Annotated in this window: 17 protein-coding genes and 1 pseudogene; 9 read left to right on the top strand and 9 right to left on the bottom strand. The window is 71.7% G+C overall.

Translation table 11 applies throughout. From position 1 onward, the window contains the following. The 5 genes from PSH25_RS12400 to PSH25_RS12380 form a co-directional block, all read left to right on the top strand. Positions 1–203 (top strand): NAD(P)H-hydrate dehydratase (locus PSH25_RS12400; RefSeq protein ID WP_274527378.1); only part of this gene is annotated, 203 nt, incomplete at its 5' end. Between the two features lie 89 nt (positions 204–292). Further along, positions 293–1411, top strand: coding sequence for an alanine racemase (alr, locus tag PSH25_RS12395; RefSeq protein WP_238659241.1), 1119 nt, complete (start codon positions 293–295; stop codon positions 1409–1411). After that, entirely contained in the window at positions 1408–2511 is a 1104-nt protein-coding gene (locus PSH25_RS12390; RefSeq protein WP_238659240.1) for an alpha/beta fold hydrolase, read from the top strand. The genes alr and PSH25_RS12390 overlap by 4 nt, the downstream gene beginning before the upstream one ends. Further along, entirely contained in the window at positions 2508–2990 is a 483-nt protein-coding gene (tsaE, locus tag PSH25_RS12385) for a tRNA (adenosine(37)-N6)-threonylcarbamoyltransferase complex ATPase subunit type 1 TsaE (RefSeq protein ID WP_238659239.1), read from the top strand. Before PSH25_RS12390 ends, tsaE begins: the two co-directional genes overlap by 4 nt. A 65-nt stretch (positions 2991–3055) precedes the next feature. Beyond that, on the top strand, positions 3056–3757 hold the full coding sequence (locus PSH25_RS12380) for a uracil-DNA glycosylase (protein ID WP_238659238.1): 702 nt from the start codon (positions 3056–3058) through the stop codon (positions 3755–3757). Positions 3758–3800: 43 nt separating this feature from the next. On the opposite strand, the gene PSH25_RS12375 is transcribed toward PSH25_RS12380, so the two are convergent. Then, the gene (locus PSH25_RS12375; protein WP_238659237.1) at positions 3801–4505 is read right to left on the bottom strand and encodes a helix-turn-helix domain-containing protein; all 705 of its coding nucleotides are present in this window, start codon (positions 4503–4505) and stop codon (positions 3801–3803) included. A 342-nt stretch (positions 4506–4847) separates the two neighbouring features. On the opposite strand from PSH25_RS12375, the gene tsaB reads away from it, so the two are divergent. From tsaB to PSH25_RS12355, 4 genes are read left to right on the top strand one after another with little or no spacing between them, the layout of a single operon-like run. Then, positions 4848–5525 (top strand): tRNA (adenosine(37)-N6)-threonylcarbamoyltransferase complex dimerization subunit type 1 TsaB, encoded by a 678-nt coding sequence (tsaB, locus tag PSH25_RS12370; RefSeq protein WP_238659236.1) that lies wholly within the window; start codon positions 4848–4850, stop codon positions 5523–5525. Next, positions 5522–6004 (top strand): ribosomal protein S18-alanine N-acetyltransferase, encoded by a 483-nt coding sequence (gene rimI / locus PSH25_RS12365; protein ID WP_112621757.1) that lies wholly within the window; start codon positions 5522–5524, stop codon positions 6002–6004. Before tsaB ends, rimI begins: the two co-directional genes overlap by 4 nt. Beyond that, a complete protein-coding gene (tsaD, locus tag PSH25_RS12360; RefSeq protein WP_238659235.1) occupies positions 5997–7043 on the top strand; it encodes a tRNA (adenosine(37)-N6)-threonylcarbamoyltransferase complex transferase subunit TsaD in 1047 nt (348 codons plus the stop codon). The genes rimI and tsaD overlap by 8 nt, the downstream gene beginning before the upstream one ends. A gap of 14 nt (positions 7044–7057) precedes the next feature. Further along, a complete protein-coding gene (locus PSH25_RS12355; RefSeq protein WP_053660576.1) occupies positions 7058–7312 on the top strand; it encodes a hypothetical protein in 255 nt (84 codons plus the stop codon). Between the two features lie 36 nt (positions 7313–7348). On the opposite strand, the gene PSH25_RS12350 is transcribed toward PSH25_RS12355, so the two are convergent. The 8 genes and pseudogenes from PSH25_RS12350 to PSH25_RS12315 all read right to left on the bottom strand — a co-directional run. Beyond that, positions 7349–8092, bottom strand: a complete 744-nt coding sequence (locus PSH25_RS12350) for a DUF4142 domain-containing protein (protein WP_238659234.1) — start codon at positions 8090–8092, stop codon at positions 7349–7351. A gap of 125 nt (positions 8093–8217) precedes the next feature. Next, positions 8218–8514 (bottom strand): DUF1707 SHOCT-like domain-containing protein, encoded by a 297-nt coding sequence (locus PSH25_RS12345; protein WP_238659233.1) that lies wholly within the window; start codon positions 8512–8514, stop codon positions 8218–8220. Between the two features lie 19 nt (positions 8515–8533). Beyond that, positions 8534–9715: an ROK family protein gene (locus PSH25_RS12340; protein WP_238659232.1), complete on the bottom strand. Its 1182-nt coding sequence runs from the start codon at positions 9713–9715 to the stop codon at positions 8534–8536. Between the two features lie 22 nt (positions 9716–9737). Beyond that, positions 9738–11000, bottom strand: a complete 1263-nt coding sequence (locus tag PSH25_RS12335) for a sugar ABC transporter permease (protein ID WP_238659231.1) — start codon at positions 10998–11000, stop codon at positions 9738–9740. Then, on the bottom strand, positions 10997–11815 hold the full coding sequence (locus PSH25_RS12330; protein ID WP_196919761.1) for an ATP-binding cassette domain-containing protein: 819 nt from the start codon (positions 11813–11815) through the stop codon (positions 10997–10999). Before PSH25_RS12330 ends, PSH25_RS12335 begins: the two co-directional genes overlap by 4 nt. Positions 11816–11929: 114 nt before the next feature. Continuing rightward, on the bottom strand, positions 11930–13024 hold the full coding sequence (locus PSH25_RS12325) for a sugar ABC transporter substrate-binding protein (RefSeq protein WP_238659230.1): 1095 nt from the start codon (positions 13022–13024) through the stop codon (positions 11930–11932). A 179-nt stretch (positions 13025–13203) separates the two neighbouring features. Next, the gene (gene ybaK / locus PSH25_RS12320; protein WP_238659229.1) at positions 13204–13683 is read right to left on the bottom strand and encodes a Cys-tRNA(Pro) deacylase; all 480 of its coding nucleotides are present in this window, start codon (positions 13681–13683) and stop codon (positions 13204–13206) included. A 29-nt stretch (positions 13684–13712) separates the two neighbouring features. After that, positions 13713–14618 (bottom strand): annotated as a pseudogene (locus PSH25_RS12315) (THUMP-like domain-containing protein); the annotation flags it as partial. Positions 14619–14679: the final 61 nt, after the last annotated feature.

Genomic DNA, 14679 nt, shown 5'->3' with positions numbered 1-14679 from the left:
CGGCGCTGGCCACCGGCGGCACCGGCGACGTGTTGGCCGGGCTGCTCGGCTCGCTGCTGGCGGCCGGGGTTCCCGCCGATCGGGCCGCCGCCTCGGCCGCGTACCTGCACGGGCTCGCCGGGCGGGAGGCGGCCCGGGGCGGGCCGGTGACCGCGCCCGACGTGGCGACCGCGTTGCGTCCGGTGCTGGCCCGGCTGGGCTGAACGGTCGGTTCCGGGTGCGGTGACCGGATCGCCGCGACGGGACGTGCGTCGCCGCCCGCGGTGATCACGGCGGAAAGTAGGCTGGGCGCATGTGGCAGGCCGAGGTACGCGTCGATCTTGACGCCATCCGCGAGAACGTGAGCAGGCTCCGCTCCGGCACCACCGCCGAGTTGATGGCGGTGGTGAAGGCCGACGGGTACGGCCACGGCATGCTTCCGGCCGCCCGCGCGGCGCTCGACGCCGGCGCGGACTGGCTCGGCGTCTGCACCCTCGACGAGGCGCTCACCCTGCGCCGGGCCGGCGTGACCGTGCCGGTGCTGGCCTGGCTGCTCGCGCCCGGGTTGCCGCTGCACGAGGGGGTCAGCGCCGGGGTGGATCTGGGCGCGGCCAGCCTGGCGCAGCTGGACGAGATGATCGAGGCGGGTCGCCTCGCCGGGCGTCCCGCCCGCCTGCACCTCAAGATCGACACGGGGTTGTCCCGGGGCGGCGCGACAGTCGCCGACTGGCCCGCGCTGCTGGACGCCGCCGCGAAGGCACAGGCCGACGGCCTGGTCGAGGTGGTCGGCGTGTGGAGCCACTTCGTGTACGCGGACTCGCCCGGCCACCCCACCACCGACCGTCAACTGGCCGTCTTCCACGAGGGTCTGGCCATGGTCGAGCGGGCCGGGCTGCGACCGCGCTGGCGGCACCTCGCCAACTCGGCCGCCACCCTGACCCGCCCGGACACCCACTTCGACCTGGTCCGCCCCGGCCTGGCCATCTACGGGCTCTCCCCGGTGGCCGGCGAGACGTACGGGTTGCGGCCGGCGATGACCGCCCGCGCCCGGGTGATGCTCACCAAGCGGGTGCCCGCCGGCACCGGCATCTCGTACGGGCACGCCTACACGACGGAAGCCGACGCGAACCTGGCCGTGGTGCCGCTCGGCTACGCCGACGGGGTTCCCCGGCACGCGTCCAACACCGGGCCGGTGCAGCTCGGCGGCGTACGCCGGACGATCTCGGGGCGGGTCTGCATGGACCAGTTCGTGCTCGACTGCGGCGACGACCCGGTGGCCGACGGCGACGTGGCGACGCTGTTCGGCAGCGGCGCCGACGGCGAGCCGACCGCGGACGACTGGGCCGAGGCGGTCGGCACGATCAACTACGAGATCGTCACCCGGTTCGGCGGCACGCGGGTGCCCCGGGTCTATGACGGCGAGAAACCATGAGTTACCGCATTCCGCGTCCGCGGACGGCCGCGGGCCGGGTCGCGGGGATCGTCGGCGCGGCCGTCGGGGTGGCCGCGGCGGGGCTGGCGGCCGGGGTCGCGACCGAGCGGACCCTGGTCCGCCGGCTCAAGGCCGACCCGGCCGACCGCTACGCGCACGAGACGTTCGACAAGCAGCGGTACGACGAGGCGTTCCGCCTGGAGCTGCCGGACGGCACGGACATCCACGTCGAGGTGGTCGAGCCGACCCGGCCGGTGCCGGGGCACCCGACGGTGGTGCTGGTGCACGGCTTCTGCCTGGACATGGGGACGTTCCACTTCCAGCGGCAGATGCTCGCCGCCCGCGGTGACTACCGGATCGTGGCGTACGACCAGCCCGGTCACGGCCGGTCCGGCCGGCTGGAGACCGGGGAGTACGACCTCACGGTGCTCGGCCGGACGCTGCGCCAGGTGATCGACCGGACCGCCCCGGACGGGCCGCTGGTGCTGGTCGGCCACTCGATGGGCGGCATGACCATCATGGCGTTCGCCGAGCTGTTCCCGGAGCTGTTCGGTGACCGGGTGGTGGGTACCGTGCTGATGGCCACGTCGGGCGGGCTCATCGCGGAGACCAAGCTGGTCGCGCCCGCGCTGCTGGGCCGGGTCGGTGGCCCGGTGCTCTACATGGTCAGCAACGCCACCCGGTACGGCGGGCCGGTGATCGACAAGGCCCGCAAGTCGACGTCCAACGTGGCCTGGCTGTTGACCCGCAAGTACGGCTTCGGCACCCGCAAGCCCAGCCCGTCGCTGGTGTCCTACGTGGAGACGATGAACTCCCGGACGTCGGCCGACACGGTGACCCGCTACCTGCGTACCCTGGCCACCCACTCGCGCTTTCCGGCGCTGGCGGCGCTGGCGGCGACTCCGGTGCTGGTGGTGGTCGGCGACAAGGACATGATCACTCCGGTGACCCACTCCGAGGAGATCGTCCGCCGGTTGCCGCACGCCGAGTTCGTGAAGATCAAGGACAGCGGCCACGTGGTCATGTTGGAGCACGCGGACGAGGTCAACGCCGCGCTGGCGCGGTTCCTGGAGTCATTGCAGAGCGTGGAGGAACGGTGAGTCACGTCGTCAAGCTGCCTACCGTCGAGGACACTCGGGACTTCGGCCGGCGGCTGGCCGGGCTGCTGCGCGCCGGCGACCTGGTGCTGTTGACCGGCCCGCTGGGCGCCGGCAAGACCGCGCTCACCCAGGGCATCGGTGCCGGGCTCGGTGTCCTCGGGGACATCACCTCGCCGACCTTCGTGATCGCCCGGGTGCACCGCCCCGATCCGGCCCGGGGCGGCCGGGTGGCACTGGTGCACGCCGACGCGTACCGGTTGGGTGACGCCACCGACCCGCGTGCCGAGATCGACGACCTCGACCTCGACGCGTCGGTGGACGACTCGGTGACCGTGGTGGAGTGGGGCGAGGGCCTGGTGGAGCAGTTGGTGGACGCGCACCTGCGGGTTCGCATCGACCGCCGCGACGACGACACCCGCATCGTCGAGCTGGACCCGGTCGGCGGCGACTGGGCCCGGCGGCTCGCCGACCTGGGCTAGGTCGGCGGGTGTCGTACCCGGTGCCTAGAGTGCGGGGGACCGACCCGCGCTGTGAGAGGTTTCTGATGCCCGACGACGCTCCCGCCCTGGATCTGCTGGCCCTCCTGCCGGAGCAGTGGCGTTCCGTGCTCACCCCGCACCTCGACCCGGCACGCACCGCCGCGCTGGGCGAGTTCGTCGCCCGGGAATACGCGACGCAGACCGTCTTCCCGCCGCTGGAGGACCTGTTCTCGGCATACCGGCTCTGCCCACCGCAGGGCACCCGGGTGCTCATCCTCGGGCAGGATCCTTACCACCGGGCCGGGCAGGCCCACGGGTTGAGCTTCAGCGTTCGTGACGGGGTGACGGTGCCGCCGTCGTTGCGCAACGTCTTCAAGGAGTTGGGCGAGGACGTGGGCGTCCCCAAGCCGCGCAGCGGCAACCTCGACGGTTGGGCCGCCCAGGGTGTGCTGCTGCTCAACGCGGTGCTGACCGTCCGGCAGGCCACCCCGGGCTCGCACGGCAACGCCGGCTGGGAAGAGTTCACCGACGCCACCATCCGGGCACTGGATGCGGCACCGGACCGGGTGGTCTTCCTGCTCTGGGGTGGCTACGCCCGTAAGAAGGCCGCGCTGGTCACCAATCCGCAGCATGTGGTGCTGGAGGCGGGTCACCCCAGCCCGATGAACCCGCGCGGCTTCCTCGGCAGTCGCCCGTTCAGCGCCGCCAACAAGGCACTAGCCGACGCCGGCCTGCCCACCATCGACTGGGAGCGCACCGCCGGCTGAGCCGCTCGTCGACGTCCTGCTGCTGGTGTGGACCGGCACTGGCTCAGCCGTCGCTGGCCAGCTGCCGGTCCCGGTAGCGGCGCAGCAACTCGGCGGCGCGTGGCTCGCTCAGTTCCAGCTCGACGAGCGGCACCACCTGGTAACTCCGCCCACCGTGGCGCACCTCGATCGTCTCGGGCAGTTCGTCGCACATGGTGGCCCTGATATCCCCGTACCGGGTCGACCACAGGTGTTCGCCCGGCTCTTCGGGCTCCAACCACACCCCGCCGAACTCACCCCAGCGGGCGTTCCACCGCTGGCCGTAGTTCGTCTCCAGCCAGCGGGTGAACAGCTTGGCGTCCTGCCAGCGCAGGGCGATCTCCAGCGTGTCGGCCGGCACCGGTGCGCCCTGTAGCAGCGCCGCGGCGCATCCGGTGATCACCTGCGGGAAGTCGGTGAGCCGATCCAGCAGCCGATCCAACCCCAGCCCGTCGATTCGCTCGGCGATCGGCCGGGCGGCCAAGCCGTCGATCCGGGCGTCGAGGTGCGCGTCCAACGGCTCAACCCCGATGACCAACTGGACATCCATCGCTGCAAGCAACCGCTCCAGCACGGCGATGGTCGGCGCTCGCTCACCGCGTTCGAACCGGGCCACCGCTGCCTGGTCGACCTCGGCCAGCGCGGCCAACTGACGCTGACTCAGGTCGCGCAGATGTCGTTGCTGCCGCACGGCAGCGCCGAGAAGGGTGACAAGGCGAGTGGATGACATCCCGGCATGGTGGACCAAGGGCGAGACGTCCGCGATCCCGTTGCGGCAGATCGGCGGCTTGCCGTCGATCCGGCCCCCGAGAATCCCCGAACGAGCGGTGGAGCCACATCCCTGAATGAGCGTGATGTCTGTGAGTCATCACGATGACTCACAGACATCACGCTCATTGAAGTAAGGCGGCCCGCCATCCGCCGCCAGATCACGGACCGGGCGCTAGGCGGTTGGCCCGGCCGCAGGGAGGGGCTACGGCGACGGGGCAGCCCTGCGGCGGGGCAGGGCCTTGGGCGGTGGCGGGGCGGGGCGTGACCGAGGGCTGCGGCGGGGCGGCTAGGCTGGCTTACCGTGCTCGTACTCGTGGTGGACAGCTCGACCCCCGCGGTCACCGCGGCCCTGGTGGAGGTCTCGGCAGACGGCGTGGCGTCGCGGGCGCACCGGTGCACGGTCGACGCCCGCGCGCACGGTGAGCTGCTCGCGCCCCAGGTGGATGCGGTCCTCGCCGACGCCGACGCGCGCCCGCGTGACCTGGCCGCCATCGTCGCCGGGCTCGGCCCGGGGCCGTTCACCGGGCTGCGGGTCGGCCTGGTCACCGCCGCGACCATGGGTCAGGTGCTCAACATCCCCACGTACGGCGTCTGTTCGCTCGATGCCATCGGCTACCCGGCGGCGTCCGGCGCGCCGGTCCTGGCCGCCAGCGATGCCCGACGCAAGGAGCTCTACTGGGCCGTCTACGACGGCGCCGGCCAGCGGATCGTCGGGCCTGAGGTGTCCGCGCCGGCGGTCGCCGCGGCACGCGCCCGCGAACTGGGCGCGACGATCGCGGTCGGCGACGGGGCACACCGGTACGCCGAGGTCCTGGACCTGCCCGTTCGGGTCGAGCCGCGCTATCCGGACGCGACCGTGCTGGCGCTGCTCGCCGCCGAGCGGATCCGGTCCGGCGCGTCCAGCGAGCGGCTCACCCCGCTCTACCTGCGCCGCCCCGACGCGGTGGCGGCGACCGGCCACAAACCGGTCCTGCCATGACTGCGGTACGGCTCGAACCGTTCCGTTGGTGGCACATCGACGACGTGCTGCCGATCGAGGCGGACCTCTTCGGCGCTGAAAAATGGTCACCCGCCATGTTCTGGAGCGAACTCGCCAACGGACACCACTACCGGGTCGCCGTCGACGCGGACGGCTCGGTGCTCGGCTACGCCGGGCTCGCCGGCGTCCCGCCGGACGAGGTGTGGGTGCAGAACATCGCCGTCCGCCGGGACGCCCAGCGGCGCGGCGTGGGCCGCGCCCTGCTGGAGGAGTTACTCGCCGAGGCGGTCCGGCGCGACGCCCGCAGCACCCTGCTGGAGGTCGCCGTGGACAACGCCGCAGCCCAGCGGCTCTACGCGACGTACGGGTTCGAGCCGATCGGGGTGCGCCGCGGCTACTACCAACCGAGCAACACCGACGCGCTGGTCATGCGGCGCGACGCCGAGCCGACCGGGGACGGACCACACGACCATGGCTGACGAACCACTGATCCTGGGAATCGAGACCTCCTGCGACGAGACCGGCGTCGGCATCGTGCGGGGGCACACCCTGCTGGCCGACGCGCTCGCCTCCAGCGTCGAGGAACACGCCCGGTTCGGGGGTGTGGTGCCGGAGGTGGCCAGCCGGGCACACCTGGAGGCCATCGTGCCGACCATGGACCGGGCACTGACCGAGGCCGGCGTCACGCTGGCCGACATCGACGCCATCGCGGTCACCTCCGGGCCGGGGCTGGCCGGCGCGTTGCTGGTCGGCGTCGCTGCCGCCAAGGGGTACGCGGTCGCCGCCGAGAAACCCATCTACGGCGTCAACCACCTCGCCGCCCACGTCGCGGTGGACACCCTCGAACACGGCCCACTGCCCGAACCCGCCATCGCGCTCCTGGTGTCCGGCGGCCACTCGTCCCTCCTGCTCGTCGACGACCTGGCCCGGGGTGTCACCCCACTGGGCGCCACCATCGACGACGCGGCCGGGGAAGCGTTCGACAAGGTCGCCCGGCTGCTCGGGTTGCCGTTCCCGGGTGGTCCGCCCATCGACCGGGAAGCCCGGGCCGGCGATGCCGCCTCGATCGCCTTCCCCCGCGGCCTGACCGCCGCGAAGGATCTCGCCGCCCACCGGTACGACTTCTCGTTCTCGGGCCTGAAGACGGCGGTGGCCCGGTGGGTCGAGGCCCGTCAGCGTGCCGGCGAGGCGGTGCCGGTGGCCGACGTGGCGGCGTCCTTCCAGGAGGCGGTCTGCGACGTACTGACCAGCAAGGCCCTCGCCGCCTGCCGCGCGCAGGGCATCGAGACCCTGGTCATCGGCGGGGGAGTGGCGGCGAACTCGCGGCTGCGGGCGATGGCCGAGCAGCGAGCCGAGAAGTACGGCATCCAGGTCCGGGTACCCCGGCCGAAGCTGTGCACCGACAACGGCGCGATGGTGGCCGCGCTCGGTTCGCACCTGGTCGCCGCCGGGGTCGCTCCGAGCCGACTGGACCTGCCAGCCGACTCGGCACTGCCGTTGACCACGGTCAGCGTGTGACGGGCGCGGCGGACATGATCGTGCGGATGTGGGAGGCGCGCGCCGAGGCGTACGGGGTCGCCGACCTGATCACCTGGGTGTGCGACACCGCCCTGCCCGAGTTGGAGCACGACCCGCTGCACGTCTCCAGCGAGGTCTTCTCCTCCACCGACCACCGGGTGGTGGTCATCTCCAAGTGGCGCAGCAACCCCCGCCCGCTGCCGGACCCGCCAGCCCTGCTGGTGGCCCGCGCCCCGCACTCCTGGGACTTCACCCAGGTCGACCGCTGACGCGAGCCACCATCCAGGCCACCGCTGGCTGACTGGTCAGCTGCGGCGCAACATCCGGTAGGTGGCGATTCCGCCCGTGCCCAGCGCGGCGAGGAAGACCAGCCAGACGACGGTGCTGCTGACTCCGACCTGCGGGCCGGCGTTGGCGGAGGCGGCGGCCAGGAGCCCGTCCTCACCCGGGGCGGGCAGCGCGGCCGGCGGCAGCTCCGGCCACCGGACCAGGCCGGTGCTCTCCAGCATCTGCATGTGGTGCATCACGAAGCCGTTGGCGTCGTCGCAGAGCTTGCGGACGGTGGCGTCCCGGGTGCTGGCCCGCACCGCCCCGATCACCGGGAAGATCTTGCCGTGGGCGACCCGGAGCCGGGTGACGAAGATCTGGTCGAACCGAGCGCCGGAGGCCTTCTGCATCTCGGCCAGCCAGCCCTTCTGCTCGGCGGTCGGCTCGCTGGGAATGCTCGCGCCCAACTTGTTGGCCGCGTCGACGACCAACTGGTCGAGCCGCTGGTGCTCGTTGGCGATGCCGGCGCCGATCTCCCGGACCTTCGCCGACTGTCCCTTCTCGGCGGCCATCTGGCCGGCTGGCATCTCCCACAGCCCGGCCAGCCGCACCCCGTTGAGCAGCGTCATGTCGGCGGCGTTGAGCTGCTGGCCACCACCGGCGGGCGCGGCGACGGCCACGCCGGGCAGCACACCGACCCCCGCGATGATCGCGATGAGCAGCATCGCCGCTCGGTGGGTCCGGGTGCCCAGTCGGCGATGGGCGGATCTGAGCGGTGCCATGTCTGTGGTGCCTCCTCGGTCCGGACCGGAACGCGTCTGGACCGGGCAGCCGTACCCTGCCGGTTGCCCGTCCGCCCACTGGTACGGACTGATCGCGCGATCAGTTCACCGCGAAGCGACCCGGATCAGCGGGTGACGGCGAGCAGGCCGCCGAGCAGCAGCAGTGTGAGCGCCGCGGCGGCGAAGACCATCAGCAACTCCTGACGCCCGCGCTCGACGCGGCCGACGCCGACGGCCGGGTCGGGCAGGGCCGGCAGGTCGCGGGTCAGCGCGGCCAGGTCACCGAGGGTGCGTGCCGTCCACACCGCACCGGCCCGATCGGAAAACTCGTCAAGCGTCAGCCGGCCCGCCGCGGTGTGCTGGTGCAGCGCGGCGACCACCCGGTTGCGGTCGTCGTCGGAGGCGCGCAGCTCGACATCCACGCCGGACAGCGTACGCGGATCAGCCCACGTCGAGGGGGTCGGCGAGGAGCCGTTCGAAGGCCAGTTCGGCGGCACCGATCAGGGGCGCGTCCGCACCCAGTTTCGGTGTGCGCAGCCGGACGTGCTCCAGGCAGGCGCCGAGCGCGTTGGAGTTGAGCCGGCTGCGGATCTGGGCCGCCGCCGCGAGGTAGAGGTCACGCATGGTCCCGCCGAAGATGACCATCTCGGGGTTGAAGATGTTCACCAGGTTGGCGACCCCGAAGCCGAGCCAGTCGCCGGCCTGGCGGACCGCCGTCTGGGCTCGGGCGTCCCCCCGGTCGGCGGCGTCGAAGACGGCCAGCAGCGCCTCGCGGCCACGGGCGTCGGAGCGTCCGGCCGCGCGCAGGAGACCGTGCTCGCCGATCTCGGTCTCCCAGCAACCTCGGGAGCCGCACTCACAGGGCCTGCCGTCGCGGACCACCTTCATGTGGCCGACCTCGCCGCCGTACCCGCCGTGCCCGGTCAGTCGGCGGCCGCCGGCGATGATGCCGGCACCCACGCCGACGTCGCCATACAGGTAGAGGACGTTGTCGCAACCCGCCGCCACACCCCGTGCGTGCTCGGCGAACGCGGCAACGTCGGCGACGTTGCCCACGGTGATCGGTACGTCGATGCCCAACTCGTCGGCGAGGGCCGCGCCGATCGGCTCGTCCACCCAACCGGTGGTGGGGCCGAGTCGGACCAGGCCGTCGTCCCGGCGGACCATGCCGCAGACCGCGACGCCGGCACCGACGCAGATCGCGTCCGCCGCCACCAGTTGCTGCATCTCCTTGACCGCGCCGGCCAGCAGCGGCGCGGCCTCCGCGGCCAGCAGGCCGCGCGGCCGGTCCAGGTCCCGGCGGTCTAGGACTGCGCCGCCCAGCCCGATCCGGGCCGCGCGCAGTCGGTCCACCTCCACCGAGTACGCGTACGCGTAGACCCGGGCCGACTCGGGCCGGACGACAAGTGACGGTCGTCCGGCCCGGCCGGTCTCCTTCGGTGCCCCTTCGCTGACCAGCCCCACCGCGGACAGGTCGGCGGTGAGCGCGCCGATGGTGCTGCGGTTGAGACCCAGCGTGGTGGTCAGTTCGGCACGCGTGGTCGCCCCGTGGACGTGCACGTGCCGCAGCAGGGCCCCGAGGTTCTGCCGTCGGACGTCATCCTGGCTTGGTCCTGGGCGCATGCTGGTGCTACCTCCCGCGCGGTCAGCGGGTGCCGGTGGCTGCCGCGCGGCGGCGGGAGAGCGCGTCGACGCTGGCGGCGAGCAGGAGCACGACGCCAGTGACCGCGTACTTGACTCCCGCGCTGTACTCCATCAGGCCCATCCCATTCTCGATGACCGCGACCACCGCGCCGCCGAGGATGGCGTCGAGGACGCGGCCCTTGCCACCGAAGAGGCTGGTGCCGCCGATTACCGCTGCGCCGACCGCGTAGAGCAGTACGTTACTGCCCCCGGTGTTCGGGTCGACCGAGTTGGCCCGGCTGGCCGCCACGATGCCGCCGATGGCGGCCATCGAGGAGCAGATGACGAAGACCGAGATCCGGATCCGGTCGACCTCGATGCCGGCCCGGCGGGCCGCTTCGCGGTTGCCGCCCACCGCGTAGATGTGCCGGCCGTAGCTGGTGCGTTGGAGCACGAACGTCCACACGATCAGGAGCACCGCGATGATCGGCACCACGATCGGCACGCCCTTGAGCGAGCTGATCAGGACGTTGCGGCTGCGTTCGAGGTTGAGGACGTACACCGCGGTGCCGAGGATGACGGCGAGCCCGACGATCCGCAGCGCCACCACGGTGATCGGGTCGGTGATCAGACCGCGGGCAACCCGGTTGCGGTGGCGCAGCAGTTGCACCGCCGCGTAGCCGACGACCGCGAGGGCGGTGAGCGCCCAGCCCAGCGCGGGGGTGAGGTTGCGGTTGGCGATGGCGATGAGCACCTCGTCGCGGACGGAGACGTTGGTGCCATCCTTGACGAGCATCAGCACGATGCCCTGGAAGGCGAGGAAGCCGGCGAGGGTGACCACAAAGGACGGAATGCCGATCTTCGCGACGAGCAAACCGATGGTGGTGCCGATGACCAGACCGGTGGCGATCGCGGCGAGTACGGCGACCCACCAGGGGTAGCCGAGCACGGTGACCACATTGGCCAGTACCGCCGCGCAGACGCCACTTGCGAAGCCTGCGGAGAGGTCGATCTCGCCGAGCAGCAGCACGAAGACCAGACCCATCGCGATCAGGGTGACCGCCGCGCCCTGGGTGAAGAGGTTGGCGAAGTTGCCGGCCGACAGGAACGACGAGGGCCGCATGACCGCGAAGACGGTGCAGAGCACGATCAGGCCGAGGACGGCCGGCAGCGCGCCGACGTCGCCGCCGCGTACCCGACTCAGGTAGTTGCGGGCGTGCCCCCCGACGGTCGGCGTCGGTGTGACGGCCGCGGGACCGTCCTTCCGCACGGCGGTGGTGGTCATCGGACGCCTCCTGAGATCGAGTCGGCCGGTTGCGGGCCGTCGCCGTTGCTGCCCGGGTCGGTGGCGAGGCCGAGCCCGCCCGAGCGCCCGGCGGTGATCAGCTCGACCACCTGGGCGTGGGTGATGTCGGTGGTCTTCACCTGGGCGACCATCTGGCCGAGGTACAGCGCGGCGATCCGGTCGGAGACGGCGAAGACGTCGTTCATGTTGTGCGAGATGAGCACCACGGCCAGGCCGTTGTCGGCGAGGCGGCGGACCAGTTCGAGCACCTGGGCGGTCTGGGCCACGCCGAGCGCTGCGGTCGGCTCGTCCAGGATGACGAGCTTGCTGTTCCACAGCACCGCCTTGGCGATGGCCACGGTCTGGCGTTGGCCGCCGGAGAGGCTGGACACGTGCTGGCGAAGTGAGGTGACGGTGCGGATGGAGAGCCCCGCCAGGGTCTCGGCGGCGAGCTGTTCCATGGTCGGCTCGTCCAGGACGATGCCGCTGCGCTTCTCCCGGCCGAGGAACATGTTCTGCACGATGTCCAGGTTGTCGCAGAGCGCGAGGTCCTGGTAAACGACCTCGATGCCGAGCGTGGCGGCGTCGCGGGGGCTGCCGATGTGCACCGGTTCGCCGTTGAACAGGAACTCGCCGGCGTCGGTGGGGTGGATGCCACTGATGCACTTCACCAGGGTCGACTTGCCGGCGCCGTTGTCGCCGACAAGTGCGGTCACTTCGCCCGGGTGGACGGTCAGGGCGACGTCGCGGAGCACCTGGACGGGACCGAAGCTCTTGTCGATCCCGCGGAGTTCCAGCAGGGGGGTCGCGGACACGGGGGTCTCCTTCTTAAGGGAGGGTCGGGGCCCGTCCGGCGGGCGCCGCCCGGCACGGGAGGGTGCTCCCGTGCCGGGCGGCGATGGTCGTTCCGGCGGGTACTGCGGCGTCGGTCAGCTGATGCCGGCTTCGGCGCAGAACTTGGCGTACGCCGCGGTGCAGACCTCTTCCTTGGTCACGTAGCCGTCGGCGATGACGTCCTTGACGGTCTCCTTGGTGATGGCCTTCGGGGTGAGCAGCACCGAGGGGACGTCGCGGTTGCCCTCCGGGTCCTTCACCGTCTGGCCGGTGTCCTTCTTCTCACCCTTGGCGAGCGCGATGGCCAGGTCGGAAGCGGCCTTGGCCTCTTCCCGGACCGCCTTGTAGACGGTCATGCACTGGTCGCCGGCGAGGATGTTCTGCAGGCCCTCGGTGCTGGCGTCCTGCCCGGTCACCGGCACCTTGCCGTTGAGCTTGTTCTTCTTCAGGATCGAGATGGCCGCGTTGCCGAGACCGTCGTTGGCGGCCAGCACGCCGTCGATCTTGCCGTTGGCCTTGGTGAGCTGCTGCTCGAAGATCGTCGCGGCCTGCGCGTTGTCCCACGCGGGCACCGCGTCCTCGGGGCCCTTGACGTACTCCTTGGCGTCGAACTTCGGCTTGAGCACCGAGTCGTAGCCGTTCTTGAACAGGGTGGCGTTGTTGTCGGTGGGGGAGCCGTTCAGGTACGCCACGACGGGGTTCTTGGCGCCCTTCTCGGTCAGGCACTTCGACAGACCCTCGCCCTGGAGCTTGCCGACGGTCTCGTTGTCGAAGCTGACGTAGTACTGGGCGGAGCCGCCCAGGGTGAGCCGGTCGTAGTCGATGGTGGCGACGCCCTGCGACTTGGCCTTGTCGAGCACGGCCTTGCCGGTGCCGGAGTCCAGGTTGACGATCATCAGAACGGTGACGCCGCCGGTGATCATCTGGTCGGCGATGGTCTGGAAGGCGGTCTTGTCGTTCTGCGCGTTCTGGATGTCGGACTGGACGCCGGCGGCCTTGAACGCCTCCTCCAGGAACCGGCGGTCCGCGGTCTCCCAGCGGACCGAGGACTTGCTGTCCGGCAGGATCACGCCGATCTTGGGGGTCTTGGCGGAGTTGGCCGAGCCGGAGCCGGAGTCATCGCTGCAGGCGGTCAAGCCGCCGGTCGTGAGCAGGCCCACGGCGGCGATGGTGAGGATCCCCTTACGCATGTGCAGGGTCCTTTCGGAGGTGGGGGAGGTGTTGTTTTGTTGTGCCCGGCAACGTATTTCGCGTCACACCGGCTCCACAAGACCGCGCAGGTGCATAGTTTGTTGGGAGCGATAACAATTCAGCAACGCGACTGTTACTCCCCGGGTATCCCACGGGGGAGTCGACGTAACGACTGTCGTCAGCGGGTCTGCAACGGCGCGGTGCGGGCGTCGGTCAGCGCCACCAGATCCGCCGCGGCCAGTTCGAGTTGCAGACCGCGCCGACCAGCCGAGACGTAGATCGTCGGAAGATCCAGCGCGGATTCGTCAAGCACGGTGGGCAACCGTCGACGCTGCCCGAGCGGGCTGATCCCACCGCGTACGTAGCCGGTGGCCCGCTCGGCCACCGCCCGGTCGGCCAACGCCGCCCGCTTGCCGCCGACCGCCGCCGCGAGCGCCTTGAGATCCAACTCGCCGGTGACCGGAACGACCGCCACGGTGAGCGCGCCGTCGACCTCGGTCACCAGCGACTTGAACACGCGCTCCGGTGCCACGCCGAGCGCCACCGCCACCAACGCGCCGTAGTTCGGGGCGTCCGGCGACACCCGGTACGGATGGGTGCGATGCGCGATGCCGCGCTTGACCAACAGTGCCGTTGCCGGCGTGCCCTGTCCCGCCACAGCGACGAGGCTAGTGCCTGTGTCAGGTCCTAATCGACCGGCCGGCCGACAAGCACCGTCGGTGCGCCGCCGACCCGGGTGAGCACCAGACTCGCCGCCTCGTCCCCGGCCAGCCGCAGGTCCCGCCGGAGCTGCTCCGGGGTGAGCGCCGAACCCCGCTTGAGGATCTCCACGCGGCCCACCCGACGGTCGCGCAGCAGCGCCCGCAGGCGCTTGAGCGAGAACGGCAGCACGTCGGTGATCTCCAGGCAGCGCGCGTACGGGGTGCGGATCGGCTGATCGGCGTAGAGATAGGCGATGCTCGGATCGCCCAGGGTGGCGTCCAGGTCGGTGGCCAGTTCGGCGACGAGGTGCGCGCGAACCACCGCCGGGTCCGGGTCGTACAGGTAGCGGCGCGGCGGCCCGACCGGCGCCTCGGCGGCACCCGAGCCGGTGAGCTGGTGGTGGTGGGCCTCGGTGCCCCGCTGGCGGTAGAGGGTGGCGCGGCGGGGCACCTCCGCCAGCTCACCGCACCAGAGCGCGGCCTCGACCAGATCGCCGTCCACGCCGACCCACTCGGCCTCCGCGCCGGCCGGGATGAGCGCGTGGTCCAGGCCCGGCGCCACCTTCACCACGGTGCGCGGCACCCGCTCGGCCAGCCCGGTGACGAAGTCCCACGGTGGCGAGTAGGCGCGCGGGTCGAAGATCCGCCGCCCGGTGCCTGTCGTGCGGCGGGCCGGATCGCAGAAGACCCCGTCGACCCGGGACACGTCGAACCCGGTCGCGTCGCCGCACTCGACAGTGAACAGCTCGGCCAGCCCGGCCGCCTCGGCGTTGGCGGCGGCCATCGCCGCGGTCACCGGGTCGGCCTCCACCCCGTACACCCGGATGCCGGCACGGGCGGCGGCCAGCGCGTCGGCACCGAGCCCGCACCCGCGGAGATCGGACGAGCGTCGTGGAGCGTAACGAGGCAGATCGCGGGGGTCGCGGGATCATTAAAAAAACAACAAAGAACGG

The organism is Micromonospora foliorum (genome assembly GCF_022229015.1).
GTDB classification, from domain to species: Bacteria; Actinomycetota; Actinomycetes; order Mycobacteriales; family Micromonosporaceae; genus Micromonospora; species Micromonospora foliorum.
This window is presented reverse-complemented; position numbering and strand designations above follow the sequence as displayed.